At 47.9% G+C, this 26,597-nt stretch carries 22 protein-coding genes and 1 pseudogene; 5 read left to right on the forward strand and 18 right to left on the reverse strand.

Translation table 11 applies throughout. The features are described 5' to 3' along the window. Window positions 1-23: 23 nt before the first annotated feature. Window positions 24-1,655, reverse strand: coding sequence for an extracellular solute-binding protein (locus CJP46_RS25545; RefSeq protein WP_094598458.1), 1,632 nt, complete (start codon window positions 1,653-1,655; stop codon window positions 24-26). 274 nt (window positions 1,656-1,929) lie between these two features. Then, a complete protein-coding gene (locus tag CJP46_RS25550; RefSeq protein WP_094598459.1) occupies window positions 1,930-2,703 on the reverse strand; it encodes a DeoR/GlpR family DNA-binding transcription regulator in 774 nt (257 codons plus the stop codon). Window positions 2,704-2,918: 215 nt separating this feature from the next. Between CJP46_RS25550 and CJP46_RS25555 the strand changes: the two genes are divergently transcribed. Beyond that, window positions 2,919-3,659, forward strand: a complete 741-nt coding sequence (locus tag CJP46_RS25555; protein WP_094598460.1) for an SIS domain-containing protein — start codon at window positions 2,919-2,921, stop codon at window positions 3,657-3,659. Window positions 3,660-3,690: 31 nt separating this feature from the next. Then, window positions 3,691-4,450, forward strand: a pseudogene (locus CJP46_RS37650) (HAD-IIB family hydrolase). A gap of 97 nt (window positions 4,451-4,547) precedes the next feature. Here the strand turns inward: CJP46_RS37650 and CJP46_RS25570 are convergent. From CJP46_RS25570 to CJP46_RS25595, 6 genes are all read right to left on the reverse strand, one after another. After that, window positions 4,548-5,429: a nucleoside hydrolase gene (locus CJP46_RS25570; protein ID WP_094598463.1), complete on the reverse strand. Its 882-nt coding sequence runs from the start codon at window positions 5,427-5,429 to the stop codon at window positions 4,548-4,550. Between the two features lie 434 nt (window positions 5,430-5,863). Then, window positions 5,864-6,271, reverse strand: coding sequence for a cupin domain-containing protein (locus tag CJP46_RS25575; RefSeq protein ID WP_094598464.1), 408 nt, complete (start codon window positions 6,269-6,271; stop codon window positions 5,864-5,866). A gap of 49 nt (window positions 6,272-6,320) precedes the next feature. Next, entirely contained in the window at window positions 6,321-7,184 is an 864-nt protein-coding gene (locus CJP46_RS25580) for an aldo/keto reductase (protein ID WP_094598465.1), read from the reverse strand. Between the two features lie 17 nt (window positions 7,185-7,201). Then, on the reverse strand, window positions 7,202-7,954 hold the full coding sequence (locus tag CJP46_RS25585; protein WP_094598466.1) for a carboxymuconolactone decarboxylase family protein: 753 nt from the start codon (window positions 7,952-7,954) through the stop codon (window positions 7,202-7,204). Next, window positions 7,941-9,107, reverse strand: coding sequence for an MFS transporter (locus CJP46_RS25590; protein ID WP_094598467.1), 1,167 nt, complete (start codon window positions 9,105-9,107; stop codon window positions 7,941-7,943). The genes CJP46_RS25585 and CJP46_RS25590 overlap by 14 nt, the downstream gene beginning before the upstream one ends. Window positions 9,108-9,162: 55 nt before the next feature. After that, window positions 9,163-9,543 carry a DUF2255 family protein gene (locus CJP46_RS25595; protein ID WP_094598468.1) on the reverse strand — a complete coding sequence of 127 codons (381 nt, stop codon included), beginning with the start codon at window positions 9,541-9,543 and terminating at the stop codon, window positions 9,163-9,165. A 209-nt stretch (window positions 9,544-9,752) separates the two neighbouring features. Here CJP46_RS25595 and CJP46_RS25600 point away from each other — a divergent pair, with 209 nt between their 5' ends. Continuing rightward, window positions 9,753-10,298 (forward strand): TetR/AcrR family transcriptional regulator, encoded by a 546-nt coding sequence (locus CJP46_RS25600; RefSeq protein ID WP_094598469.1) that lies wholly within the window; start codon window positions 9,753-9,755, stop codon window positions 10,296-10,298. Between the two features lie 63 nt (window positions 10,299-10,361). On the opposite strand, the gene CJP46_RS25605 is transcribed toward CJP46_RS25600, so the two are convergent. Beyond that, window positions 10,362-10,784, reverse strand: coding sequence for a MerR family transcriptional regulator (locus tag CJP46_RS25605; protein WP_094598470.1), 423 nt, complete (start codon window positions 10,782-10,784; stop codon window positions 10,362-10,364). A 154-nt stretch (window positions 10,785-10,938) separates the two neighbouring features. Between CJP46_RS25605 and CJP46_RS25610 the strand changes: the two genes are divergently transcribed. Both CJP46_RS25610 and CJP46_RS25615 read left to right on the forward strand, forming a co-directional pair. Continuing rightward, a complete protein-coding gene (locus tag CJP46_RS25610) occupies window positions 10,939-11,979 on the forward strand; it encodes an NAD(P)-dependent alcohol dehydrogenase (RefSeq protein WP_094598471.1) in 1,041 nt (346 codons plus the stop codon). A gap of 281 nt (window positions 11,980-12,260) precedes the next feature. Further along, window positions 12,261-13,148, forward strand: coding sequence for a LysR family transcriptional regulator (locus CJP46_RS25615; RefSeq protein ID WP_094598472.1), 888 nt, complete (start codon window positions 12,261-12,263; stop codon window positions 13,146-13,148). Between the two features lie 114 nt (window positions 13,149-13,262). Here the strand turns inward: CJP46_RS25615 and CJP46_RS25620 are convergent, their stop codons facing one another. The 9 genes from CJP46_RS25620 to CJP46_RS25660 form a co-directional block, all read right to left on the reverse strand. Continuing rightward, window positions 13,263-14,429: an MFS transporter gene (locus CJP46_RS25620; RefSeq protein WP_094598473.1), complete on the reverse strand. Its 1,167-nt coding sequence runs from the start codon at window positions 14,427-14,429 to the stop codon at window positions 13,263-13,265. A 263-nt stretch (window positions 14,430-14,692) separates the two neighbouring features. Beyond that, a complete protein-coding gene (locus tag CJP46_RS25625; RefSeq protein WP_094598474.1) occupies window positions 14,693-16,429 on the reverse strand; it encodes a Rieske (2Fe-2S) protein in 1,737 nt (578 codons plus the stop codon). A 591-nt stretch (window positions 16,430-17,020) separates the two neighbouring features. Next, complete coding sequence (locus CJP46_RS25630) at window positions 17,021-17,776, reverse strand: alpha/beta fold hydrolase (RefSeq protein ID WP_094598475.1); 756 nt, start codon at window positions 17,774-17,776, stop codon at window positions 17,021-17,023. 92 nt (window positions 17,777-17,868) lie between these two features. Next, window positions 17,869-20,199 carry a glycoside hydrolase family 95 protein gene (locus CJP46_RS25635; RefSeq protein WP_179281332.1) on the reverse strand — a complete coding sequence of 777 codons (2,331 nt, stop codon included), beginning with the start codon at window positions 20,197-20,199 and terminating at the stop codon, window positions 17,869-17,871. Window positions 20,200-20,252: 53 nt separating this feature from the next. Continuing rightward, on the reverse strand, window positions 20,253-21,404 hold the full coding sequence (locus CJP46_RS25640; RefSeq protein WP_094598477.1) for a serine hydrolase domain-containing protein: 1,152 nt from the start codon (window positions 21,402-21,404) through the stop codon (window positions 20,253-20,255). A 41-nt stretch (window positions 21,405-21,445) separates the two neighbouring features. Beyond that, window positions 21,446-22,159: a response regulator transcription factor gene (locus CJP46_RS25645; RefSeq protein ID WP_094598478.1), complete on the reverse strand. Its 714-nt coding sequence runs from the start codon at window positions 22,157-22,159 to the stop codon at window positions 21,446-21,448. Next, window positions 22,160-23,929 carry a cache domain-containing sensor histidine kinase gene (locus CJP46_RS25650; protein WP_094598479.1) on the reverse strand — a complete coding sequence of 590 codons (1,770 nt, stop codon included), beginning with the start codon at window positions 23,927-23,929 and terminating at the stop codon, window positions 22,160-22,162. A gap of 100 nt (window positions 23,930-24,029) precedes the next feature. After that, entirely contained in the window at window positions 24,030-25,628 is a 1,599-nt protein-coding gene (locus CJP46_RS25655; RefSeq protein ID WP_094598480.1) for an extracellular solute-binding protein, read from the reverse strand. An 80-nt stretch (window positions 25,629-25,708) separates the two neighbouring features. After that, complete coding sequence (locus CJP46_RS25660; protein WP_094598481.1) at window positions 25,709-26,584, reverse strand: carbohydrate ABC transporter permease; 876 nt, start codon at window positions 26,582-26,584, stop codon at window positions 25,709-25,711. Window positions 26,585-26,597: the final 13 nt, after the last annotated feature.

Here is a 26,597-nt window from a genome sequence, read left to right on the forward strand (position 1 = left end):
CTCCCGTGCTTGCCGCCTTGGTTCTACTCGTATTTCTTCAAGGCTTCCTGATAAGCTTCATTCATGTAGGTTTCCAGTCGCTCCAGACCGATTTTGTTCGCGTCCGACATTAGCTTGTCATATCGCTTCCCGGCTTCATCCTCGCTTGCGGCCGTGATGATTTCGACTTTGGCGTTGGTGTACAGCTCCGACAGCTTCACGTTGATATTGAACTCATCCGTATCTGCCTTCGGCTTGACGAAGGCCAGTGCCGGATTGCGCACGTACAGCGCCTTTCTGAACTTCAGCAAATCGACGGAAGAGCTGTATTTCGGGTTGCTGAGCGCCCCCGAGGAAACGGCAACGCCTTCCCCGAGCCCGCTTGCCTCGAAATACCAAGGTCCGATCCCCGTATCCGTCACCTTCAGCTGATTGAAGCCTTCCGGACGCACCAGCAGCTTATCCTCGTTTAGGGTGTAGTGCTTCCCTTCGATTCCCCACTGCGTCAAGGCATCGCCTTCTGGGCTTTTGAGAAACTCGATGTATTTGATTGCGCGCTCAGGATTTTTATTCGTTTTCGGAACGAACAGGCTGGCCCAGCCAACGGAAGCATCGACGGGCTTCAGCTTCGCCTCCCCCTTATAAGTGAGCGCTTTCAAAATAGGTACCAAATGCGCTTGAATGCCATTGTCGTCATAGACTTTATTCATTTCGTCGGCTAGACCGGCGTTGTAGGAAGCGGAAAATACATTGCCGCTCTTCATGATTTGCGAGAACTGCTCCGGCTTGTAGGCGAAGCTTTCCGCACTTAAGTATCCGCTTCTGTACAGCGAGTTCATGTATTTGAAATAATCCTTAAAACCGGGATTGCTGAAGCCTAAGTGCACTTTGCCGGCTTCGTCCGCATAGGGGTTCTGGTCGGTCAAGCCCATCATTTCCATTAACGGGTTCGTCCATGTCGGATGCGGGAGGTAGATGATCATGTCAGGGTGCTTTTCCTTGACCATTTGATAAACTTTCAGCAAATCCTCCAGCGATTCCAGTGGCGGATTGCCTAGCTCCTGCATGATATCCTGCCGGACGTAAAGCCCTGCGTCACCGGGAGACGGGAGGTTTCTCGGATCATTCCATGCTTCGTCGTTGTTATAATGGGTTTTTAAGGCGTAAAAATGTCCGTCGGGCTGGGTGTTGTTCGCAATTTCTACGGGGTCAAGCAGATTCATCATTTCAGGGGCATATTTCTTGATCAATTCATCGAGTGGATAAGCAATGTCGGGATTGTAGAAGCGTTCTACCAGGTTGGAGGTGAAGACGAGATCGGGTAATTCATTGGCAGCGATCAATACTTGCAGCTGGTTGAGGTCGCTGCTTTTCGTTACGTTCAGGGAGACGCCGGTCCTCTTCGTGATCTCTTTGGATACATCATCCTTCCCCCATGTATCAACGGGGTACCAATCGAAATCGATGTACGTGTCGAAGGCTACGGGATCCACGCTCTTTTTCCAGGCCAAGTCCGGGCTGTCCCAGCTTGTAATATTGCTGGTTTGTCCCCCTCCTTGATCGTCCTGCGCCGAGTCGCCCGCTTTTGCTTCGGGATTGTCCTTACCTGAGCATCCCGCCAAAGCCAGAACAACAATCAGAAAAAAGGATGAGATCAACAACGCTTTCTTCTTCATTTTATTCCCCCTTAAGGACAGTTTTTCGAAAACAACTTTCGAAACCGAAAATAAACGAAATCCAAAAGTTAAATTGTTTTCGAATGTGTTTCGATTATAGATTGGTGTTTATCGAAATGTCAACAAGAATAAAATTTTATTTTCCAAAGAAGGATTAACGAAAATTATTTTCTTATTATTATTTTCGTTTTATGAATTCAAGACAAAAAACTAGCCCCTTAAGTACATTCCTGTACTCAAGGGGCAGCTGCCTGTTGAATAAAGTATGACATTGTTATTCATCATTCGCCTCCGCGATGATCACCCGGATATTCTTCTCCTCAAAAATACTCATGTACGAATCATCCGGTCGCCGATCGGTAATGATGGTGTTCACCCCGTCGAAGCTGTCGATTCGGATTAAGGTACGGTTGTTGTTGAATTTGCTGTGGTCCGCCAGCACGATGACCTCGCTGCCGGAATCCATCATTCGTTTGCGGATATCCGCCTCCACCATCGTGATGTCGCGCAATCCCTCCAGCAGGACACCTTTGGGACTGATGAAGGTTTTGGTAGCCCGAAGATCGTTGATCATTTTCTCTGCATACGGTCCGACGAACGTTTGGGTTCTCGGGTTTAGCGTGCCGGGGATCCCTATAAGCGTGGCCGTCGTTATTTCTTTGAGCTGTTCGAAAATGGGGATGGAATTGCTGATGATCGTCACATTCTCGATATGCCGTGCCAGATTGGCCAGCAGCACTGTCGTTGAGCTTCCGTCCAAAAAAAGGCTGTCCCCAGGCTGGATCAAATCGACGGCAGCTTTAGCGATGGCCGACTTTGTTTCGCTCAGAAGCCAGGAGGTCTCCGAAAAAGTAGGTGATTCCTGCTCATCCTTCACCATAGCTCCCCCGTAATTGCGCTCGATCTTTCCTTCCTCCTCCAGCGTTCGCAGATCGGAACGGATGGTCACCTCGGATACTTGGAATATATCCCTCAGCTCCGAAACCCTTTTAAACCCGTTCTCTCTAATCATTTTCAAAATTTCGCTTCGACGTTGCATGGCATGCATCTTTTCTTCTCCACCTCTGTTTTATGTATAATAATGGGTCTTGCTCACCGTTTCATTATACAGCTATAACTACTATAACAGGAAACAAATCGAAAGGAAACCGTTTGACAACGAAATTAATCGAAGATAAAATCTAGTCACAAGGAAAGAAAAACGAAGATTTGCTGAAGCTTGGGTCGTATGATTAAGCTGAATCCTAACGAGGAGGATATGCTATGCTGCAAATTATGCGTTATTTTCAGGCTGTAACGGATAACCTGGTTCAAGTCTTACAAGAACAACATGAGGCAATGCAGCAGACCTCGCATGTATTGGCGGACACCGTGGAGCAGGGAGGCTCCATCTATATCACAGGATGCAGCCATTCAAGCCTCTTCGCGCAAGAGGTGTTTTACAGGGCAGGGGGCTTTATTCTGATGAATCCCATTTTTCTACCGGGCATGACCTTGGAGACCTTTCCTTCCACGCGCACCACCAAATTCGAACGCATATCCGGGCTGGCCGAGGCCGTGCTTTCGGAGACGGCTCTTAGGCAGGGAGATGTGCTCATTATCGCTTCCGTCTCCGGACGCAACACCGTCCCGGTCGAACTGGCGCTCTGGGCAAAGAATCATGGCGTGAAGGTCATTGCCCTTACGTCGATCGCCTATTCGTCTGATGTCTCAAGCCGGCATTCCAGCGGCAAGCGCTTATTTGAGCTCGCGGATCTCATTTTGGACGTCATGGGAGAAAAGGGCGATGCGGTGCTGTCGATCGACGGGCTGCAGGTCAAAACGGCACCGCTCTCCACGGTGACCGGGATTACGATGATGCATGCGGTCATTTCGCAGACGATCGAGCTGTTGATTCATCGAGGCCTGACCCCTCCGGTCTTCCTGTCAGCCAACCTCGAAGGAGGAGATGAGCACAATATGAGGTTGCTGGAGCAATACCGACACCAAATTCATTACCAATAATCGATTGGGCAGCTTGCTGCAAGGAGGAACCATGAAATTCAAACTGATCGCGCTGGATCTGGACGGCACCACGATTGACCGCCGGCTGTATCTCAGCGACGCGAACCGCGATGCCGTGAATGACGCTATACGCCAAGGGAGCATCGTGGCCATTATTACCGGAAAAATGTTCGCCGCCGCGCTGCCCTTCGCGGAACGGTTTCAAGGCGCGGCCTACTTGTTCGCCAGCAACGGCGCAAACGTGTACGACATCCGGTTGCAACAAGAACTGATCTCTTTTCCGATTCGAGCGGAGCATCTTCCCCAAATCATTCATACGATCGAAAAGCACCGGGCGCTCTACCGCATCTACACACGTGATGCTATGTTCGCGGCGGAGGAATCCCATCTGGTCGATTCAATTCGAAGGGAGCGAGACTTATTATAAAATTTACGTGCAGGATGACGATGCCAAGCTAGCAGCTATCACCCGAGATCTCCATCCTCTCCCGCTGCAAATCCATCCAAGCGATAATCACAATATTGAAATCACCAACGCACAGGCAAACAAAGGGGAAGCGCTTCGTTTCCTCAAACGGCATCTTCAGATAGCCACGGAGAACGTGCTTGCCATCGGCAACCACGATAATGATATGCCAATGTTTGCCGAGGCCGGCTATTCGGTAGCCGTTGCTAACGCGCCAGCTTATGTGCAGGAACGGGTGCATATGGTGACACGGCCCTGTGAAGAAAATGGCGTAGCTTACGCTCTGGCCCATCTCGGAATTTGTCGCATGGATTCTATCATCTAAATATGTTAAAACCCCCACCTATCATAACATGATAGATGAGGGTTTTTCCAATGTTTGTAAATTGAAATAATGGCTACTCGTCACATCTCCGGATTGCTCACCTGTTTAATGTAGATGACAAGATTTGATAGAAACGTTCCGCATCTACTTCTCGGGAAATTTCCACGTTTCCTTCCTTAGCTGCTCTAAACGAAGTGCCTCCCATTAACGTCTCCTCATTGGTTTCAACTTGGACATAACCTTTTTCAAATTGACAAACATCGGGATGAAATATGCAAACTGCCGCCAACGGGTCATGCAGTGTCAACTTATTCGAACTTTCAAGCCACGCATTTCCAAAATCAAATACCGCTTTCATCAAACCGGAATCCGCAAAAAGAAGTTCTTCCGCTTTTGCTGCCTCTATGGTCAATCTGTCGGTGATTTCAAGCGTAATTGCCCGGTTGATCGCTACTTTGGAAGCAAAAACAATTTTGGATGCGAGCGGATCAGCCCATGAGTTCCAATTGTAGTACGCTTCAGGCAATTCCTCCCGACCAAAATATCCATTCATCACATAAAGTCCTTTTAACAGGTGCAGGACATCAGGATATGTGTTAAACAGCGTTGCAATATTGGTCATGTTTCCAATTCCGAGTAACATAATTTCATGTGGATTAGCTTTGATCATCTCATACATAAATGCAGGCGCATCCGATTTTTCATAGATGTCGTGCTCCCAGTTTATCAATGCCGCAGCACCATCCGGGGTCGGATATACAGGGACAGGCTGCAAAGTTGTATCGAGTCCAGCTACAATCGGAATATCCCTCTTGACGGTTTTACAAATCGCATTTGCAACTGCCGCCCGCTTCTCCGATTCTCCACACACCGTTGTAATGCCAACTAAATTACACTGTGGCTCTTTTAATAAATAGGCCAGGCAAATTGCATCATCAATATCTCCGCCAATATCTGAATCAAGCAATACTTTTTCCATTTATTGTTCCTCCTGTATTAAAAATTAGGTATACAAGAGTACATTGCAAATCCCCATAAATACACCTCCAACATTCAGTATCTTTCATAGTATCATAACGTAGAATCCATTAATGGTTACTACCGGAAGTGTGTCACTTTCGTATATCCGGAAAACAACGAGGTAATTGCATTCAAACGACCTCTGAATTTACCTAAAGAATGTCAGTATCGTAGTAAGGTTATTGCTGGTTCCCCCGTTAGCTGGAGCTTCTAGATTTGAGCTGCAGGTATTTGTACGCCTTCGCACGGGTTTGACAGAACATTTATCGTTAAAAAAAGCCGCAGCTGCGCGGCTATAAAGCGTGTATGTTCTTGTCGTCTTACAGTTAAGAGCTGCCTATTGTAATCGCATGACCACCTCATTCGGATTTTAGGTTACCGCTTCATCATTTATTACAAATTGTTGTAATGCTCATCCGTTACGGGTTCTAACCATTCCGGCTTACCTGCAGTGATTGCAATATGTTCAAACCAGCTGTCTTTTGTTGCACCATGCCAGTGTTTTACACCATCATGGGTAACAATAACATCACCTGCTTTCAGGAACTGGGCAGCTTTTCCTTCTTCCTGGTACCACCCTTCGCCGCCGGTTACCAATAGAAGCTGAAACCCATCACGGTGGATATGCCAGTTATTCCGGCATCCCGGTTCAAAGGTTACGTTCCCAACTCCAACATGAACTTTGGGATCGGCAACCAACGTCTGCAGGTAACTTTGTCCCACAAAATATTTTGCAAATGCTTCATTCTTCTCTCCCACGGGGAAAATCACACCATTTTTTACTTCTTCATGTTTTGCCATTTTGGTTCCTCCATTAAACATTAATAAGATTCGTATCCTCTGGGTCTGTTTACTTTAATTTCCCGCCAAAAACCGGAAAGAAGCTATGCTCACCATAATCTTGAATGTTCTCTACATTCTTCAATGTCTCCATATCAGCATCGCTGATAACAAAATCCAGCTCTGCATTGTTTCTCATATGATCTGGGTTTGCCGTCTTCGGAAGTACGACAAGACCAAGCTGGATATCATAACGCAGGCAAAGCTGAGCAACAGATACTCCATACTTTTCGGCTATTACCCTAACCTCGGCATGATCCAGGATTGCACCGTGTGCAATCGGCGAATATGCCTCCACCAGAATGTCATTCTTCTGGCAGAATTCAATGAGCTCCAAAGGCGTGTTGCTCACATGTGCCAGGATCTGATTGACCATAGGCATGATCTCACAGCTTGCAAATATATTCTCAACATCATCCTGAAGAAAGTTAGACAGACCGATGGCCTTTACTTTGCCTGTTCTATATGCATCCTCCATCGCTTTCCATACTTCTTTGTTTTCCTCGATATAACGGTTCTCCTCACGGAACTCCGTCCACGGTTGTGGGCTGTGAATAATCAGAAGGTCAATGTAATCCAGTCCCAATTTGGCTAATGACTCATGAATGGACTGCGTAACTGCATCATAGTTCTTTGCTTCTGCAGCAACCTTTGTTGTAATGAAAAGTTCTTCTCTTGCGACACCGCAAGAACGGATTGCTTCGCCTACACCAGCCTCATTCATATAGGCCTGAGCCGTATCCATATGGCGATACCCAAGAGATACCGCATCTCGCACGGCCTGTGCCGCTTGCTCATCGTCAAGCAGCCAGGTACCAAGACCTAATTTGGGAATTTCAATTCCATTTGATAATTTGTAAGTTTCGTTAAACATTGTTTTTGTCTCCTTTGTTATTCTGGAATGATTTCATTGATGCAACTCAAAGCATTTAACGTTCTAGGGAATCCCATATAAGGGAGGCAATGCGTGATGGCGGTGATCATCGTTTCCTTATCATTGCTGACATTTAGATTACCCTGTACATGTGCCTTGACTTGATTTTCGGCACCCCCGAGTGCGCTAATGATGCACAGAGTCAGCAATTCCCGCGTTTTCAAATCAAGGCCTCCCCGGGTATAGAAGTCGCCAAAGCAAAAGGCGGAAAGATAATCCTGAATATGCTTTAGATTATTCGGGGCATTCCCCCGGTTTTTGGTAATGATGTCCCCGAAAATTTCCACCTGCATGGCAAGCCCCTTGTCAAACCGATTTTCTTCTTCAACTTGCTTTTGACTCTCAAGCGGCAATTCGATATCTCTGGCTTTGAAAACGTCGTTGACCTCCGTAATGGCATTCAGCGTTTTGGGAAAGCCGACGTAAGGCGCGCACTGGAACACAGCTTCCTTGATTTCGATCGGCGAAAGTCCGACGTTCAGGGCGGCATGCACATGAGCCTTGAGCTGAGGCAAGGTTTGGTTCGTGGTTAGTACCACTAGGGTGATGAGCTCCCTCAGCTTGTCATCCAGGCTTCCTTGATGAAAAACCTCCCCGAAAATGAACCGGCTCAAGATGTCCTGGAAATCGGGATCCGTGGCATATGCGGCTGGTACTCCATCGCCGAAAAGCTGCTTGTACGTATCTTGACTCTTCTCATTTCGATTCATAACGAAGCCTCCTGTTTGTTTTTAACGATACCGCCATTAAAATAACGGCAATTGCGACGAATAAAGCAGCGATCCAACCGACCGCCCTTATCGAAATGACTCCTACTGCAATTCCTCCAATCCCTCCGGCGGTAGCGATCGCGATCTGTAGAATTGAGCCGTACAGGCTTAACATGATCCCTGAGGCTTCCGGAGCAAGCGCAACCAGATTAAACTGCAGGGCCGGTCCGGACGACCATGCCGAGAAAGCCCATAACATAAGAAGCGGAATGGCAACAGACGTTGATTTAGCGATGCCGGACAGCAGCATCAAAGCTAGGGCATGAACCATCAGGCCACTCATCAGCGACCTTGGAATCCCGATGCGATCCGTCATGAATCCGCCGAATTTGGAGCCGATTAGAGTCGCGATCCCGAAGGCAAAGAGAGCAATGCTCACTTCCCGTTCGCTCATGGATGTAACATTTAGCAGGAAAGGAGAAATATAGGCATAGAGCATGGCATATCCTAACTGCCAAAAGAACGTGACACCAAAGCCATTTAGGATATTCGGGTTCTTTAAAAGGGCCATCTGTTTGCCGAGCGGAATAGGCGCATCCCCCTCGGTGGGTGGTATCATACGAGCCACGGCCACAATCGCAAACAAACTAAGCATACCGATTCCGACGAAAATGACCTTCCAACCGAATGCTGCAGCCACGACGCGGCCAATCGGAACGCCGGCAATAAGGGATGCACTGAACCCGATGAGCACGGTGCCAATCGCCCCGGCTTGCTTGCCCGGTGCTGCGAGTTTGGCAGCGACCGTCTTGGCGCCGATCACAAAAACGCCGCCTCCAATGGCAAGTACAATCCGTGATACGATAAGGAATGTGAATCCCGGTAAGGTAACGGTCAATACGCAGCCGAATACGACGATCGCGAGAGAGAACATTAACAAATAACGCCGATCCATCTTTGTCGTCGCCATCACGAAGATCGGTGAACCGATCGCATTGGCGATCGCGAATACGGTGATCAATTGTCCTGCAGCAGACACCGAAATATGGGCCCAGGCAGCAATTTGATCCAAAATACCGGCAATAACGTACTCCGAGGTGCTCACAAAAAAGCTAATGAAAGCCAGCATGTATATTTTCCAAGTATTGTTCATTTATTCTTCCTTTTAATATGGGATCCATGGGACAGATTCAAACAAGCCGTTATTATTAACGTACGGCAAGCGGCACAACCTTCACTGTGGCTGAACGGGCTTGATTACTGATCATCGAGTTCAGATAAGGACTTTCCTTGTATTTCGCACGATACGCATCGTCGATGAGGTTGTCGATCTCGCCATCAACCGGTTCAAAAGCGACCTCCTTTGTCTTACCAGCCACCGTGATTCGCCCCGCTTTCTGCTGTATGGCTGCCTGGTACCATCGGGAGTTCCGCCCGTAGTAGGCGCGTACATAGAGTGATTCGCCAACCACAACGGACCAAATCCAGGTCGGGGTACCATAGGTAACTCCGTCTTCTCGGAAAGGTGAGATGTGAAGATCATCGGACCCAGCAATCCAGTTCAATTCTTCTTTCGTCCATGTTCCCATGAATGGTATCCTCCTTAAAATTTGATATTAAGCATGTACATAGAATGAAGTACAGCGGATCAAAATGAACATTGATTGTTTAATCAACTCGTGTTTATAATTTTATACAGAAACCATATGCTTACAATGGTCATTTCCTCGCAATATGTGCGTTACTCAACAAATGATCCATTATTGCCGATTATCTTAAGATGGAGGACTTTTTAAACATGACTAAAGTGGATCGAAGGGTACTCAAATCCCAAGAAGCCATCAAGAAGGCCATTCTTGAACTGATGGCAGAAAAAAACTTTGATGACATTACCATCCGGGATATTTCCGACAGGGCAAATGTGAATCGAGGTACGGTATATCTGCACTATTTGGATAAATTCGACCTGCTGGATAAGATTATCGAAGAACACATCAGTAATCTCAGTGAACTTTGCCGATCTGCATCGGAAATGAGCTTCCAAGAAGGAAATTATGTCTGGTTCGAATATTTTGCAGAGCATCATTTGTTTTTTTCAATCATGCTAAACACGAAAAGCGCGGCTCATTTCCGCAGCCGTTTCCTCGATTTAGTCGTCCAAGAGTATAAGGTTGAAGTCGATGTAACCGAAGGAAAAAATCAAGGTTTAAATCGAGAAGTTATACTGCAATTTTTCGGGGCAGCTGTCGTGGGGGCCGTGGAATGGTGGTTCAAGAATGGAATGCCTGTTCCCCCTCGTGTCATGGCAGAACAGACAGGGATATTGCTAGATCGAAATTTATAACTCCTGAATAACAAAACCACCTGCAAATCATATAGAAATATATGAATTACAGGTGGTTTTCTGTTAATAAGTAGAGGCAAAGTTACTCCCAATTTTATTGTTCTTATGAATCTCTTCCGTTCCGGCATCCAGTGCGGTCTTATAATAGAAGCATTTATGTTCGATGACTTCCATCGTTTTTTTAAGTTCTTCCATCTGCGCCTCCACGGCAGCTTTCCGTTCTATAAACATGTCATATCTTTGTTGCAGGGACGTATCCCCTTCAGAACACCAATTAATAAAATTTTTAATTTCCTTGATCGGCATCCCCGTAGTCTTCAGGCATTCAATTACTTTTAAAGCATCGATATCAGATTCTTTAAACAAGCGTGTTCCACTGGCTGTCCGTTCTACAAAAGGCAAAAGACCCTCTTTGTCATAGTAGCGCAAGGTATATATAGTAAGATTCAATTGTCTGGCAACTTCGCTGATTGAATAAGTCTTCAACAGTCATCTTCCTTTCTAATAGATATAGACCTCGAGCTAACCCTAATGCTACGAGAACATATTAACATAAAATCAGCACTTGACCTAGAGTTAACTCTAGGGAATAAAATTGGTTTTGCAACATTTGAACATACATTGATGGGAGGATTTAGAGATGATTACTGCTAAAGCACGAGCTGTCGACGGTCCGGACAAACCGTTTCGAGCAGCTGAAATTGAACGGCGCGATCTTGATTCGCAGGATATTTTAATTGAAATTAAATATGCGGGAATTTGCCACTCCGACATCCATACGGCTCACGGCGAATGGGGACCTGTCAACTATCCGCTTGTACCTGGCCACGAGATTGCAGGAATTGTCACGGCTGTCGGCCCCCATGTCACAAAATATAAGGTCGGTGACCGGGTAGGGGTTGGCTGCATGGTTGATTCCTGTGGCGAATGCGAGAACTGCCGTAAAGGGGAAGAACAATACTGCCTCAAAGGAAATGTCCCGACCTACGCTGGTGTTGACAAATACGGCGAACCAACTCAAGGCGGCTATTCTACCCACATTGTCGTCACTGAGAACTTCGTCGTCAGAATTCCTGACAATATTGAGCTTGATGAAGCAGCGCCGTTGCTTTGCGCGGGTATTACGACCTACTCCCCGCTTAATCACTGGGGGGCCGGCCCAGGCAAAAAAGTAGCTGTGGTCGGTATGGGCGGTCTCGGGCATATGGCGGTCCAAATTGCGCATGCGATGGGTTCCGAGGTCACCGTTCTGTCCCAAACATTGAGTAAAAAAGACGATGGCATGCAATTGGGCGCAGACAACTACTACGCCACAAGCGATCCGGAAACTTTCGAAAAACTTGCCGGCCGCTTTGATCTGATTATTAACACGGTAAGTGCCAGTATCAATTTGGATGCTTATTTCTCCCTACTCACGCTGGACGGAACTTTGGTAAACGTCGGTGCCCCTGGGGAGCCGATGTCCCTAAATGTAATGTCCCTCATCGGACATCGCCGTTCATTTGCAGGTTCCATGATTGGAGGCATCCGCGAGACACAGGAAATGTTGGACTTCTGTGCAAAGCACAACATTGTTCCTAAAATCGAAGTGATATCGGCCGACCAGATTGACGAAGCCTACAGACGTGTATTAGCTTCGGATGTAAAATATAGATTCGTGATTGATATTAGCACAATGTAAGTTACGTGAAAGGTAATAAGTTTGCTATAAGTGATTACATTTTGAAGGTGCCCAAAAGCAAGTATTTGGGCACCTTCGCTTCATTCTACTATATTGATGTTGGATAGCTCCTCCCCTCTCTCCGGGAGCAAAAAAAATCGTCAGTCAAACGGTACATTTCTTCACTTGTATTCATTTTATCCTGCTGTTTGTACATAGCATATACTCATATCTTATAATAAGATATGCTTGATAAGCATTTCTGAACCCTGTGAAGTAAAAGACTTAAAGGAGGACTAAAGATGGATGTTAGAGTTTTGCGTTATTTTCTTACGGTGGCAAGAGAAGGAAGCATGACGGGGGCGGCTAATTATTTGCATGTTACACAGCCAACCTTGTCCAGACAATTAAAAGATCTTGAACACGAGCTAGGAAAAAAACTATTTATTCGCAGCAGCCACAGTATCCATCTCACGGATGAAGGAATGCTTTTAAAACAGAGAGCGGAAGAAATCGTGAATATGGTCGATAAATTAGAGGCCGAATTTAGATCTATGGAAGAAACTATAAGCGGTGATGTATATATAGGCTGTGGAGAAACAGACGCCATGAAACAGATCGCACGGGCAGTAAGAGACCTGCAGTTAAGGTATCCAAATATACGGTATCACCTCTACAGCGGAAACGAAGATGAAGTGACTGAACGTCTTGATAAGGGACTGCTCGACTTTGGTGTATTAATCCAACCAGCAGATTTATCAAAATACAACTACATCAAAATCCCGGCCATGGATATTTGGGGCGTGGTAATGAGAGATGACAGTCCTCTTGCTGTTAAAGATACCATTCGAGCAGCAGATCTAATCAACGTTCCGCTGATCTGTTCACGACAGGCCATGAAACAAACGTACTTCAAAAATGAATTTGCGGATTGGTTTGGTGAAGATTTTGATAAATTAAACGTCGTAACCACATACAATCTTGCATATAATGCTGCCATTATGGTTGAAGAAGGCATTGGATATGCAATAACTCTTGATAAAATCGTGAACACGTCCAGCGACAGTAACCTTTGTTTTAGACCGCTTGAACCAAGGCTTGAGTCCGGCCTAAATATGGTATGGAAAAAGCATCAGGTCTTTTCGGCTGCTGCCGATATGTTTTTAAAAGAAATTCAGGCTAAATTTTAAATTTAGACCGAATTTTCTTTCTTATTTAGATAGAATGAACTAAAGAAATGAACCGTGTTATAGGCTCCAGTGAGCCGCTATTACAGGAAGTTCAATGCAAATCTTTAGTTCAATCTATTTAGAGAGTTGTTTTGCAGGACGATGCATGTGGTTTCTTAGTAAAATAAATACCAGCCCTAATGCCAAGGATAATACTCCCACTAATACGACATACGGTGTACCTAATTCCGAAATAAATATTCCACCTACAGCCGTACCCATGGTGGTTCCTAAGTTAACGGAGGATAAAAATAATCCATTGGCGAAATCAGGAGCTTCCGGAGCTGCGGACGTAATCCAATATTGATTAATATTAGATCCAATACCCGCCAATACTCCCCAAACTAGAGTAATGATAGCCATAGGCAAAGTAAATTGGCCGAATAAGAATAAAATGATGTAAACGACTCCTAATGCAAAAGGAAAAGACACTACAGTTTTGATGGCATCTTTAGTAAGTAACTTCCCAGCCACAATGTTTCCGATAATATTTGCCCCACCAAATATGACTAACATGATACTAATTGTTTTCCCAGAGGTATTCGTAACGGTTTTAAGATACTCAGCAAGATAACTGTATACCCCAAATACTGCCGAATTTAATAAAATAACAGCAGCAATGGAAAGCCAAGTCATTGGTTTTTTTAATACGCTTAGCTGTGCTCCGTAAGAAAGCCTTTCTTTAACAGGCATTGAAGGTAAAATAACTAACGTAGCCAGAAATACTATTGCGTTCACGATGGCGAAAAAGGCCATTGATATTTGGAACGAAACGGCACTAGCCAGAAAACTTGCGATGGGTACACCAAGTACCATGCCTGCAGATACGCCAATAAATACTTTTGAAACAGCTTTTGGGGCTTCTTCCTTGCGAACCGAGCTAGCTGCCATTGTAAAAGCTGCTGAAAAATAAATGGGTTGAAAAATGGCAGGAACCACACGCGCAATGATTGCAATAGCATAGTTTGATGTAAATATAGAGGCAATATTACCTAGAACGAAAATACCAAGCACAAGTAACATCGCCTTCTTGCGATTGATACCAGAAAAGAATAATGGCATCGTTGGACCGGATATGGAAACGGTTAGTGCGAAGAGACTTACCAGCCACCCGGCCTTAGATACACTGATATGAAAGTAATCGGCAATGTACGGCAAGATCCCTATAACCCCCATTTCCGTATTGATGATGCCGAATGCCCCTATGGTCAAAATAAATATAAGTAAGTTTCGTTTAGACAAAAAAGCAACTCCTATCTTCAATGATTTACAGTTCGGCAGAACCGTCTTTCCTTGCTCTTCGTCATTTATTTTAATTGCTTTGTTTACATATTAAAAATACCTATATCATATATATTGATATGCGCAAAAGGCATTTCTTATCGCCCACATCTCGTATGCTTAGTGTGGTTAACCATATATAAAAATAATAAAATCCGCAAAATGCGGATTTTATACATTCTTCGATTCCGAATCGGGTGGAGCGCTCGCCTATCTATTGTACTTTATTCTTCTTCGAACAATTTCTCTCCGCGATGAAGCCGCCATGCAATTTTCGCCGTATGAGGCGTCTCCCGTGAAGTCGGAGCATGCGCTGCCAAATAACGGGTAATTGCAAGAATCAGCGTTTCGCGGGCTTTCTCAGCAAACGGTCCGGACTCGGAAGCCCAGCGGTCATATTCCGCCACGGCCCCCTCGTACATTTGGAAGGAGTGGAATTCCGCATCTTCACGAAGCAGCGCATGGCCCAATACGTTGAAAAGAGGCCCCGGCTTTCCGCCGCTGCGCAAATAACGGATGACCCATGCCGCCGCCGGTGCAACTTGCTGCTGCTTATCGAGAATTTCCAGCAGCTCCGTGGGCTGCGGCACTTCCTCAGGGGTGCTGATTGCCGGTCTCGGGGCAGCGGGAATGTTCAAAAACCGGTCGAGGTAAATGGTAGCCGCCGTATGGAAAATACCACGGACCAGCCAGGAATCTTCGGAACGGATCAAACCTTCATGAACGGCGTGAGCATGCGTAAAAGTATGTAATACCGATATCCAGTCTCCGAAATCGTTATGCGTATGGAAGCGGACGACCCGTTCTGCCGCAGCCAATACGGCAATTTGCGAGATGCGCGCCGGAGAGGCGCCGCCGAGCAAAGCCTCTTTTAACATGCGTATCGTTCGAAGCGGATCATCTCCGAGCAGCGCTTCAAGCAGCTCCTCGTCGTTAACCCCAGATCCCCCACTACCAGATGAAACTCCCTTGTTGGACAGCTCCTCGAACGCTTCCTTCAACGGCTGAACCAAATTGACCGGAGATTGCCAGCTATGAAGCTCTTCACTACGCGTTGCGTTACCAAACATCGGAACGAGCGAAGCGAGGACATATTTGCGCTGCTCGTGCCCGACATACTGCAAGCTCTCGAAAGCTTTATTATGGAAATCCAGCGTGTGACCGCCATTAATATAGAAATGGTCCGTCGCCGCCATGCTCATCATAGAGAATAACCGACTCTCATCCGCCTCCGCCAGCAGCGCGGTCAGAAGCACCCGTTCCGCGCCGCGCGTATCCCGAACCTCGATGCAATCGCGGTACCATTCTGTCAACCGTTCTACAGAGACTTCTGCATTCGGAAGCGCATCGAGAAAGAAGCGCGTACCGCTTCCGGCTGAGTCGCGCGCCGTGTGCAGCAACCCTTGAAACAACGCAAGAATCCGGCCTTGCTTATCAAGCTTTGGCAGGATGTTGGTCATCGCGGTCAAAATCGTTAATCCGGAGCCCCACCCTTGCCTGCGCTGTTTGACCCCAAATTCGATTCCGATCGCTGCGATTTCCGTCTCTGGAGCGCCTGCCTCCATTAAACCGACGATAGCCTTAGCTATGACAAGACCGATATTTTGCTCAAGGCCGCTCAGAAGCCGGTCTTTATACAGTTGTACTTGATTGCCGTTCCGGGAACGCGGGTTGACCCAAATCAATCCGTCATGAATGGTTAAATCATGCACAGGAACATCGTCCGCCCATGGATCGAGCGTTCCCCCGCTGCATACGTCAAACCGCGCATGATGCCAATGACATGTCAATATTCCGTTGCATAAACTTCCCATGTGAAGAGGAAAACCGAGGTGAGGGCAACGGTTGTCAAGCGCATGTACTTGATCCTCGTGATAAAATACGACAATGCCCCCCTTAATTAGCTTCGGTCCTTGCTCTCGAATTTCTTCAACCGAACCAGCCGAAATCCAACCATTCATGAAAACGCCTCCAATTTTGAATAGTAAATGTTTTCCTTGTTTACAGATTATCTTATTTTAAATACTTTTTAAATATGTATGTTTAAAAAGTGTTATAGTTAACCGTTTAAGTTGTTGTCATTTTCGGCTAACGAAATAAGTTCTTGTCCTCCGGTGTTAGCATGAACATATATCGTTGAAACAAAAAAAGCCGTATCTATGCGGCTTTTCAACGAGTATGTTCTTGTCGCCATTCACCTAATTGGTCGGCTAATTGAATCCGGATGCGGCGGAGGATGCGACGTCCTCTCCATCATGGTCCTCATCGGCTTTGGCATCGGGTATCCGATCCGTCGCGGCGACGGTCGTTGTCGGCTACAGTCGGCCGTCATCACCAATGCAGACGTTGTCGGGTAAAGGGGATATTTGTGTCATTGACTTCTGACGCAAATATCCCCTTTAGATCCATCATCGGCGCTATCACAACTCTGGCGGTTGGATCGATAAAAATAAAAAATAGTCCCAAGAAATGTCCCGAGGCACCACAAGTTCACACTTGGCGGTTGGCCGGTCAACATCCGCTCCCATCATCCTTATACGGATTATAGGCAGCTACCTGTCATGCTTCATTATAAAATCCACGATCGGCTTGGGATCCGGCAGTCCGTGGGGGTGGTGCCCGCACCCTTCCTTGCCGAACACAGTGATAATGTCGCTCTTGTCGTGGTTATCGTAGAAGTCAGCCAGGAGTTTGCCGTTTTCCTCATACGGGACGCTGGTGTCGCTGTCGCCGTAGAGCAGCACCACCGGGATGTTGTGCTCGGCAAGCGTGCCCATTTTGTCCATGGGATGGCCGCGGAAGCTTAGCATCTCCGACGCAGTCAGGCCGAGCGCGTCCAAAACTTCCTTTACCGTCTCCTCGCTCCTAGTGGGCTTGTTGTAGCCGAGCGGGGCGCTCAACAAATTCATGGCCGGCGCGTCGAGGTAGAGCACCGACACGTAGTCAGGGTACAGGTGGGCGAAATTTACCGAGGTCACGCCGCCCGCGCTCATGCCGATTGTCACGAACCGGCGGGACAGGCCGTATTCTTCAGCCAGGAAATCCACAAAATCTCGACGCATATGCTGATCATCGTCGGTTCCCCACCGGTTGCTGTTCTTTATGTAGGAGAGGTGGTAGCCGTGCTCGACGAGCGAAATCGCAGTGTTGGGGAAGGCGCCGAAATACTCCATGTACATAACCATTTTGCCGCCGTCTGGCTTGCCTGAGCGCGTTTTAGGCTGTATAAGGATGCACTCGCGTCCTTTAAACGTGAAATCCAGCCGGGTGAAGCCCTCCCATTCAGATTCTTTAACTTCTGCCGACATATGAACCATCCTTTCTGTCCGTGGTGTTGTTGATATGAGTATGTTACACTTGGGGATTATTTCCTCAGCGCAGTTTTTGTATAGCACCGTTCTCATCGTGAGGAATTGCTTAAGGCTGGACAGTATTGGAAGTCCTCTCCCGCTCCCACCATGCATAAAATCGACTCTTCCCGATACCGCAGCGTACATGCTGATCCGTTCAACGAACGTACGGCCGCCGATTTCAGCAAGCCGTCCGCCCAGACCATGTCGACTTCGAAACCGCCTCGTGCCCGCAGGCCCGTCACGGAGCCTTCCGACCACTGAATGGGAAGCGCCGGCAGCAAATCGATCTGATATTCTGCTTGATCTCCCTTATATCGGGCACGGCTTTGAAGCAGCATTTCCGCGATACCGGCGGATCCTCCAAAATTCGCGTCCACCTGCATAGGAAAAGGTTGCCGCTGATTCATCATGTTCGGGTTCGTCGATTCCGCCAACAGGTCGACGATGTGTTCGCGCGCCCTTTGCCCGTCGCGAAGATGCGCGTACAGCCCGGAACGCCATGCCGCCGGCCAGTTATGGGTTCGTCCGCTGTTGCGAAGTTCGAGGCTGTTCCTCACCGCAGCGAAAAGCTCAGGTGTATCTACTTCGTTAATCTGATTGCCGGGATACAGCCCATACAGATGGGATACATGCCCGTTATGATCGCTGGGACGATCCCAATCCTCCAACCATTCCTGCAATTGCCCGTACCGGCCGATCTGCATCGGTGGCAGCCGGTCGAGCGCGTCCTTAACCTCGTCCTTGAACGCGGCGTCTTCCCGCAAAAGGTCACTTGCAATCAAGACGCGTTCGAATAAGTCGCGGATCAACTGAAGATCCATCGTGCAGGCATAGGAGAGAAAGCGTCTGCGCTTCTGCGCGTCGATATAGGCGTTCTCCGGCGAATAGGACGGCACGGTGATCAGCATGCCTGGATATTTATGTCCAGCCGGCGCCCCCACGAGAAAATCCAGGATGAACCTCGCCGCTTCCTTCATAGCGGGATAAACCCGCTCTCTTAGAAAGCTCGCGTCGGGCTTGTATTCATAGTGATCCCACAAATGCTGCACCAACCACACGCCGCCCATAGGCCAGATACCCGCATGAATATCGACTGGCGCGGCCCCGCGCCATAAATCCGCATTGTGATGGACGACGAAGCCCCGCGCGCCGTAATAAAGCTCGGCGGTACGTGCCCCGGTTACTCGAAGATCGTCGATCAGATCGAACAGCGGGTAGTGGCATTCCGGCAAATTCCCGACTTCGGCCGGCCAATAATTCATCTGGGTATTGATGTTGATCGTCCACTTGCTGCCCCATGCCGGCCATTCATCTTCGTTCCAGATCCCTTGCAGGTTGGCCGGTTGACCGCCAGGCCTGGATGAGGCGATCAGCAAATAGCGTCCGAACTGAAAATATATAGCCGCCAGCTCCGCATCTTCCGTCCGGCGCACGGATCGGATGCGTTGGTCTGTCGGCATGCGGTCCATGGAGCTATCGCGCTGTCCTAAAGTCAACGACACGCGATTGAACAAGGCCGCATAATCTTCGACATGTTCGTTCAATACATCCTCGTAGGGCCGACCGGCAATGCCGGCGATATACTGCCGGTTTCTCTCGGTCGGATCCGCCCTGATATCCTGGTAGTTCACGAATCCTGTCGCTCCCGAGAACACGAACGTCACCGTATCCGCGTTCGCGACCTTGAGTCCGCTGCCATCGGCGATGCACTGTCCTCCATCGCAAAAAGCCGTGAGACTTCCTTCGAACGACAACCCCGGCCCTTCCCAATCAGCGATCCAGTGTTTGGTGAAGTCGGCGGACTTGCGCGTGCCCGTACGCCCGACAAGCCGATACGTCCTGTTCCCGTCCGTATGAACGGAGGTATCCGGATGGACGCTGGTCAACGAGGCATTCACGGACACGCTTCCCTGCGCATTGCTCGTGATCCGGATGACCATGCATCCACCGGGGTGGGAGCAGAAGACTTCGCGCGTATAATTGACCCCATTCAATTCGTAGCGTACGGTCGCCACCGCTCTCTCCAGGTCCAATTCGCGGTAGTAATTCTCCGCCTCGCCATGCTCCGGAAATTCCATCCATAGATCGCAGAATGGGATGAACGCCTGCATACAGAACGGATCGCTCCTCATATGCTTCAAGAACCATTCTTCGGCTTCCTCCACCCGGTCGGCGAAGATCAAGTCCCTGACTTCCTGCAAATGCTTTCCGGCGTCCGGCCGGTTGTAATCATGCGGACCACCAGACCATAACGTCTCCTCATTAATCTGGATTCTTTCTTTCTCTACACCCCCGAACACCATCGCTCCAATCCGTCCATTGCCGATCGTCAACGCTTCTTGCCATGATGTGCCAGGCGATTCATACCAAAGCTTCAAGTTAAGTTCACCTCTCATTATTAAAATGCTTCCAATCGTTCATTCCAGTTGCGTCAGTCTTCCCAGACGCTGGCGTATGCATAATTTCGAATCGTGCCATGCCAGCGATACCAAGGTGAGCCGCCCTCCTGCTGGGCATAGAACAGTGTCAATTCTTCCTCCGGATCAATGACAACATAGCAACCGCGGGCGCCATCCCAACCGAACTCGCCATTTTGGCTCAAAGAATTGTTTTCCTCCCTGTCCACAAGTGTCCGTACGCCGAGAGCGTAACTATATCCGCTCTTGCTCACTCCGCCGAATTTGGCGAAATCCTGCTGTGCCTCTTGGCTCAAACGCCGTTTCCTCATCTCATTGACCGTCTCTTTTCTCAGGATACGTTCGCCGTTCGGTGCCAGCCCATAATTGCACAGAGTCTCGGCTAGCAAGATATAATCGGGTACGGTAGAGAAGAGTCCGCCCCCGCCGCTCTCGTAAGCCCTGCCTGGCTGGAGCCTGAATGTCTCTCCGATGCTCTCGGCGGTGTGCGTCTTTCCGTTAAAGTTGTTGTACAGCTTGCAGAAACGCTTTTCGTCCTTCATAACAAAAGAAGTATCACGCATACCGATCCTGTCAAAAATGTTCTCCTTTAAATAAGTCCCGAACGTCTTGCCCGATAGCACCTCGATTAATGCGCCTAACACATCGTGGCAAGCGCCGTATTTGAAATGGGTGCCCGGTTCGAAAATTAACGGCTCCTTGGCAAGAGCTTTGATGACATCCAACGTTCTGCCTTCCCCGCCCGATGCCTTGATCACTTTGTCGGTCTCTTCGGTATCTCGTCGGTCGATCCCCGCGGTCATGCTGAATAGATGCTCGATCGTGATGTGGTTCTGTGCGGAACGCAATTCCTCCGACCCGTCCTTCCGAATATGCCGTACGACCATGTCCTTGTATTCGGGAATATATTCATGCAGCGGGTCGCTAAGCCTGAACAATCCAGCCTCAAACAATTGCAAGAGCGCCGTACAGGTAATAACCTTGGTGGCCGAATAAAGCCGGAAGATCGAATCCGGCCCGAATTTGATTTGATTCTCCACATCGGAGAATCCCGCATAATGCTCGAAGACAGGCTTGTGCTTGTAATACACGGCCATTCCCACGCCGGGAATGTTTTTCTCCGTGTAAAAGCTGTTGAGGTAGTCCTTCAGTTTCGAGAAGTTCATTCTAATCCTCACCCTCCATTCAAAATATCGCGCCTCATGCCTCAGTTGGACCGTGTAGCATTCTCCCTGTAGAGTCCCGGTGTCATCCCTATGTAACGCTTGAATATTTTCAGGAAATACTGCGGACTTTCATAACCAACCTGTTGTCCGACGAGATGGACGGATAGATGCCGATCTTGTTCCAATAGTTCCCTGGCTTTCTCGATCCGAACGGAATTCAGGTAATGAATAAACGTAATGTCGAGCTCTTTGCGGAACAAGTTGCTGATGTAATTCGGATGAAGCCCTGTATAACCGGCTAGATCGTCGAGCGAAAGCGGGTTGCTGTAATGCCGGTTAATATAATCCACGATTTTATCCATGTGCCCGATGTGCTCCAGAGGCCCGTTGATGTCCGTAAAAATGGTTGTTAAAATCTTCATAATTTCATCTTGATTGATTGGTTTAAGCAAATATTCAACGACCTTCGCCCGGATGGCTTTGCGCGCATACTCGAACTCGTCATAGCCCGTTAAGATGACAAATCGATCGCAGTAACCTGCTTTCCTCGTTTCCTCGATCAACTCAAAACCATCCTTTTCCGGCATATCCAGGTCGGTGATCACGACGTCCGGATGGAAGCCGGGCATCTTATCAAGCGCCTCGAATGCATCTTTCGCTTCCATGATCTGCGTAAAGCCCGTCGATGCTTCCTTGATCATCTTCGTAAGTCCTTCCAAGATATAAGGTTCGTCGTCGACAATCATCAACTTCATTCAATCGACCTCATCCTTTTGCTTGTTCAAGAACACTCGGATCATGGTTCCTGTTCCCTTCGTACTGTCGATCTCCAGCCGCGACCGACCGCCATAATAAGAATGGATTCGTTCCAACACGTTGCGTAGTCCGATGCTGCCGCGTTCCCCCAGCATGGAATCCTCGAAGGGGCCTCTCAGCCTTATGCGTAATTCATTCAGCATGGATTCCTCTATCCCTCCTCCGTTATCTTCAATCGTGATGATATAAAACTCCTCGTCCTCCGATACGGCGACGTTAATCCAAGTCGGGCGACGCACCTTCGACACTCCGTGAACGATGCAGTTCTCGACGACCGGCTGCAGAATGAATCGAGGGCATTTGACGTTCTCGGCGATCCACGTCCCTTCGATCTTGTACTGGAGACGATCTTTCATGCGAATCCGGTGAATGTCCAGATAGCTGCCCACCATCTCGAGTTCTTGACTTAACTTCGTTTCGCTGGATGTGGGGGACAAGCTATACCGCATCAATTGACCGAAGGAATACGCGATCTCTGCCACTTCCGGCACGTTCTTGGCCACCGCCATCATGCGGATGGTCTCCAGTGTGTTATACAGAAAATGCGGCCTTACCTGCGCTTGAAGCGCTCTGAAAGCCGCTTCTTTGCGAAGCGCCTCCGCGCGGTGGACGTTCTCGATCAATTCTTCGATCCGTTTGACCATCGCATTATAAGAAGCGGTCAAGAAACCAATTTCGTCCATGTCGCCTGGCTTGGGATACATCTTCAAATTGTTGTTCCCGACCGTGCGCATATGTCTTGCAAGTTGGGACGTTCTTTTGGCAATCGAAGAAGCCAGCATAAAATACGCGAATGATAGTCCCAGAAGCAATAGAATGATCATAGCGGCCAAATAAGCTTCCTTCGTCTTGATGTCCCGGAACATTTCGTTTTTCTTCCCGAATGCCACAACTTCAAGGCCAAGACTTTCGAGATCCAGGCGGTCGAAGATTGCCGATCTTCCGGGGTGACGAGGGAGCGTGACCCCAGCCGCAACCTTGGTGCCGGCTGCGTTTGCACCGGAATTGGCAACAGGCTGCACGAATTCTCCCTGCTGATTCTGCAGATAGACCTCCCAGCTTGAATCTGCCCGGAGCGTATTCATAAAATTCTGAAGGACTTTTGCCGAGACGGTGATCTCCATAATCCCAAGCTGATCGGTGTAATTTCGGTCATATAATACTTGGTAATAACAGAGTGCGGTCAAATCCATCCCGTCCATTTGATTGATCCAGATCCCTTGGTCTGGCTTGAGCTTGCTGATTGCTTCCCGTATATCGGGTTCAAGATCGCTTGCGTCAACGATCTGATTCGGAATATGAAGCACATTCGATTTGAATTTGTAGAGGATAATGTTTGAAATTCTGGAATCCCCCGTTACCAAATACTCGACTTGCGGATAGATATAGGACAAATAGTTAAACACACTTTCGGCGTCCGTGTTGTACTCACCGTCCAAATAATCGACGATAAACGGATTGGTTTGCACGAATTTGTACAACGATTCATAATGGGTCAGACTGACATTCAGATTGTTGTAGGCTTGCTGCATCGTCTGCCGGTGGTTGATGGCGATTTTTTCTATAAGCATCCCGCTGATCTGATGATAATAATAGAAACCGAAAGCAATCACCGGCAAACAAATGATGCAGATATAACTAATCATCATTTTCCTGACAATGCCGATACCTGTTAGTTTGCTTTTTATCGCTGCCAAGCTCCTTCTCATCCAGCGCCTCCAGTATTAATAAAGCGGTTTCATACATTATAGATCAGAAGGAAGGAATTTGGGACAAGGAATTGGGGGTTCAAAATTAGATTGATTCAAATTACTTCATCAATTTTTGTTTTTCTGCATACTGTTCCGATGCCCATTGCTCCAATTTGGCCATTCCAATTTGATTCGCCAATTTGATCATATCATTGTAAGCCTGAACGGCTTCCTCTTGGGTTTTGGCCAGAATGATCTTCGTCCGCCCGGTCTTGATCAAATCATCAAGTTTGGTTTTTATATTGGCGTATTCCGAATTAGCGGGAGGTTGAACCATTCCCAGTACAGGATCAAATTTTTTAATGTTTTTGATTTCAAGCAGCGCTTTTGTATTTTGCGACTCCGGTACATACCCGCGAATGAATTCGTAGATGCCGTCCGAGTAGAAATAATACCACTTCAATCCTTGCGAACTTACATAGTCGTCATCAGTAGGATCATAGTTGAAGTCCGGATATCCGTCCTCGTTCATCTGCCAATCCTTACCTTCCTCGCCCCACATCATCAGTTTTTGGGTATCCGGTTGGGCCAAATACTGCAGGAATTTGATCGATTCCGCTGGATGCTTGTTGCTCTTCGTAATGAAAGTGCCGGCAAAACCGATACCGTCATCGATTATAGAGGCTTGCGGAGTCAAGGCTTCCGGCAGCATTTCCCACGTATACGGCTTACCGTCCTTCTTAGCCGCTACGTTGTTCATATCCGCCATGGAGACCGTGCCCATATGAGCAAAAGCTTTCCCGCTGTGGGCATAATCACCGGTAATATCGCTGTTGGTCATCGCAAAATTTTCCGGCAAAATCAGACCTTTGCTATACAACATATTAAAGAATTTGTAATACTCGAGCATATTCGGATCCGTAATATAAAAGTGCAGCTTACCGTCTTTCCCTACGTTCATTTCACTGCCGCCCACACTGACCCCGAACTGAACTTGGAAATATCCTTCCTGCCAGTTCGGATCCAGAACCAACGGAATCATATCGGGATATTTTGATTTCACTTGTTCCAAGATGTTGACAAAATCGTCGAGTGTTTTAATCGGCGGATTTCCTAATTGTTTCAAAATGTCGCTTCTTACGGCCAAACCTGGATTTCCATCACTACCGACCGCATATTTATTGTCTTCCCATTCTTGCGCGGTGGCGAATGAATTCAGAACGGTGTAGATATTGCCGTCCGATGCTGTGTTGATTGCTTTTCGGATCGGATCTATTTCGAAATCCGGAGCATACTTCGGAATCAATTCATTCCATGCATACGACAGATTCGGATCTGACATTCGAATCCCATTTTGTCCCCCGGTAAAGACCAGGTCGGGCAAGTCGCCCGAGGCGATCATGGTAGACAGCTGCGTAGCGTCAGCCGCAACCGTAATATCCAATTTAATTCCTGTCTTCTGGGTGAGGGCATCAGCAATAGGTCCTTTCCATTCTTTGACCGGATACCACGGATAATCAATAAACATCTTGAGCGTGAGCGGGTTTTGGGCCGTGGGCGTCGAATCTTCGGTTTTCGTACTTATACTGCCGCCGTCCCCTGTACCTGAGGCATTGCCGTCGCTGCCACTGCCCTTCGTGCAACCTGCCAGCATGACAAGAACCAGCAATACGGATAACGAGATTGCCGCCAACTTTCTTGGTTCAACCATTCGCATTTGGGATCCCCCTCCTTAGAGATATACCTTTAGAAGTTTTTATTTAATTAAAGCCATTCACTTTCATAATCGAACGTTGGTTATTCCTTGACCGACCCCAACATGATGCCTTGCACAAAATACTTCTGCAAAAACGGATACACGCACAAGATCGGCGCGATCGAGACGACGAGCGCCGTCAGTTGCAACGAGTACGATGTTACGGTATTGGTTGCCCCTGCCGCGGCTGCGGATGCGGGAATCTGAGCGGTGTTGATAAGCTCAATCATTCGATAGGTCAGCGTCCGCAAGTCGTTGTTTTGCACGAAATAGGCCGAGTCGAGCCAGGAATTCCATTGCCCCACTCCCAGGAATAAGGACATGGTCGCGAGCAGCGGCTTGGATACCGGAAAAACGATGCGCATAAATATGGTCAGTTCTCCTGCTCCGTCGAGGTAGGCGGATTCCCGCACTTCCGACGGCAACTCCCGGAAGAACGATATGGCGATCAACAGGAAGAATGTGTTCAACATGGTCGGAATGACATAGACCCAGAACGTGTTCAACAGGAACAAGGAGCGAAGCACCACGTAATACGGAATTAACCCGCCGGAGAAATACATGGCGATGATTACGAGCGTAAAATACAACTTGCCGAACACCAGATCTTTCGTCGACAGGCCATACGCGACCATCATTGTGAAGATGACTCCCAGTAAGGTACCGACGACTGTTCGGGCAACCGTAACTACGAGCGCCATGGACCACTTGGAATCGGAAAAGAACTTGGCATAATTTTCCAACGTGACATGGTGCGGCCACCAATACAAACCGCCAATCGCCGCATCCGTTCCCGCATTGAAGGACATCATGAAGACGTAATAGAACGGATAAGCCGTCGCGATGATGACGATAAGCAAGAGAAAGTAATTTGCAATGTCAAAGATCCAGTCCTCAGTAGTTCTCCTAGACAACACCTTGTTCACTCCC

Origin of the sequence: Paenibacillus sp. XY044 (genome assembly GCF_002257645.1) — a bacterium.
Lineage (GTDB): Bacteria > Bacillota > Bacilli > Paenibacillales > Paenibacillaceae > Paenibacillus_AQ.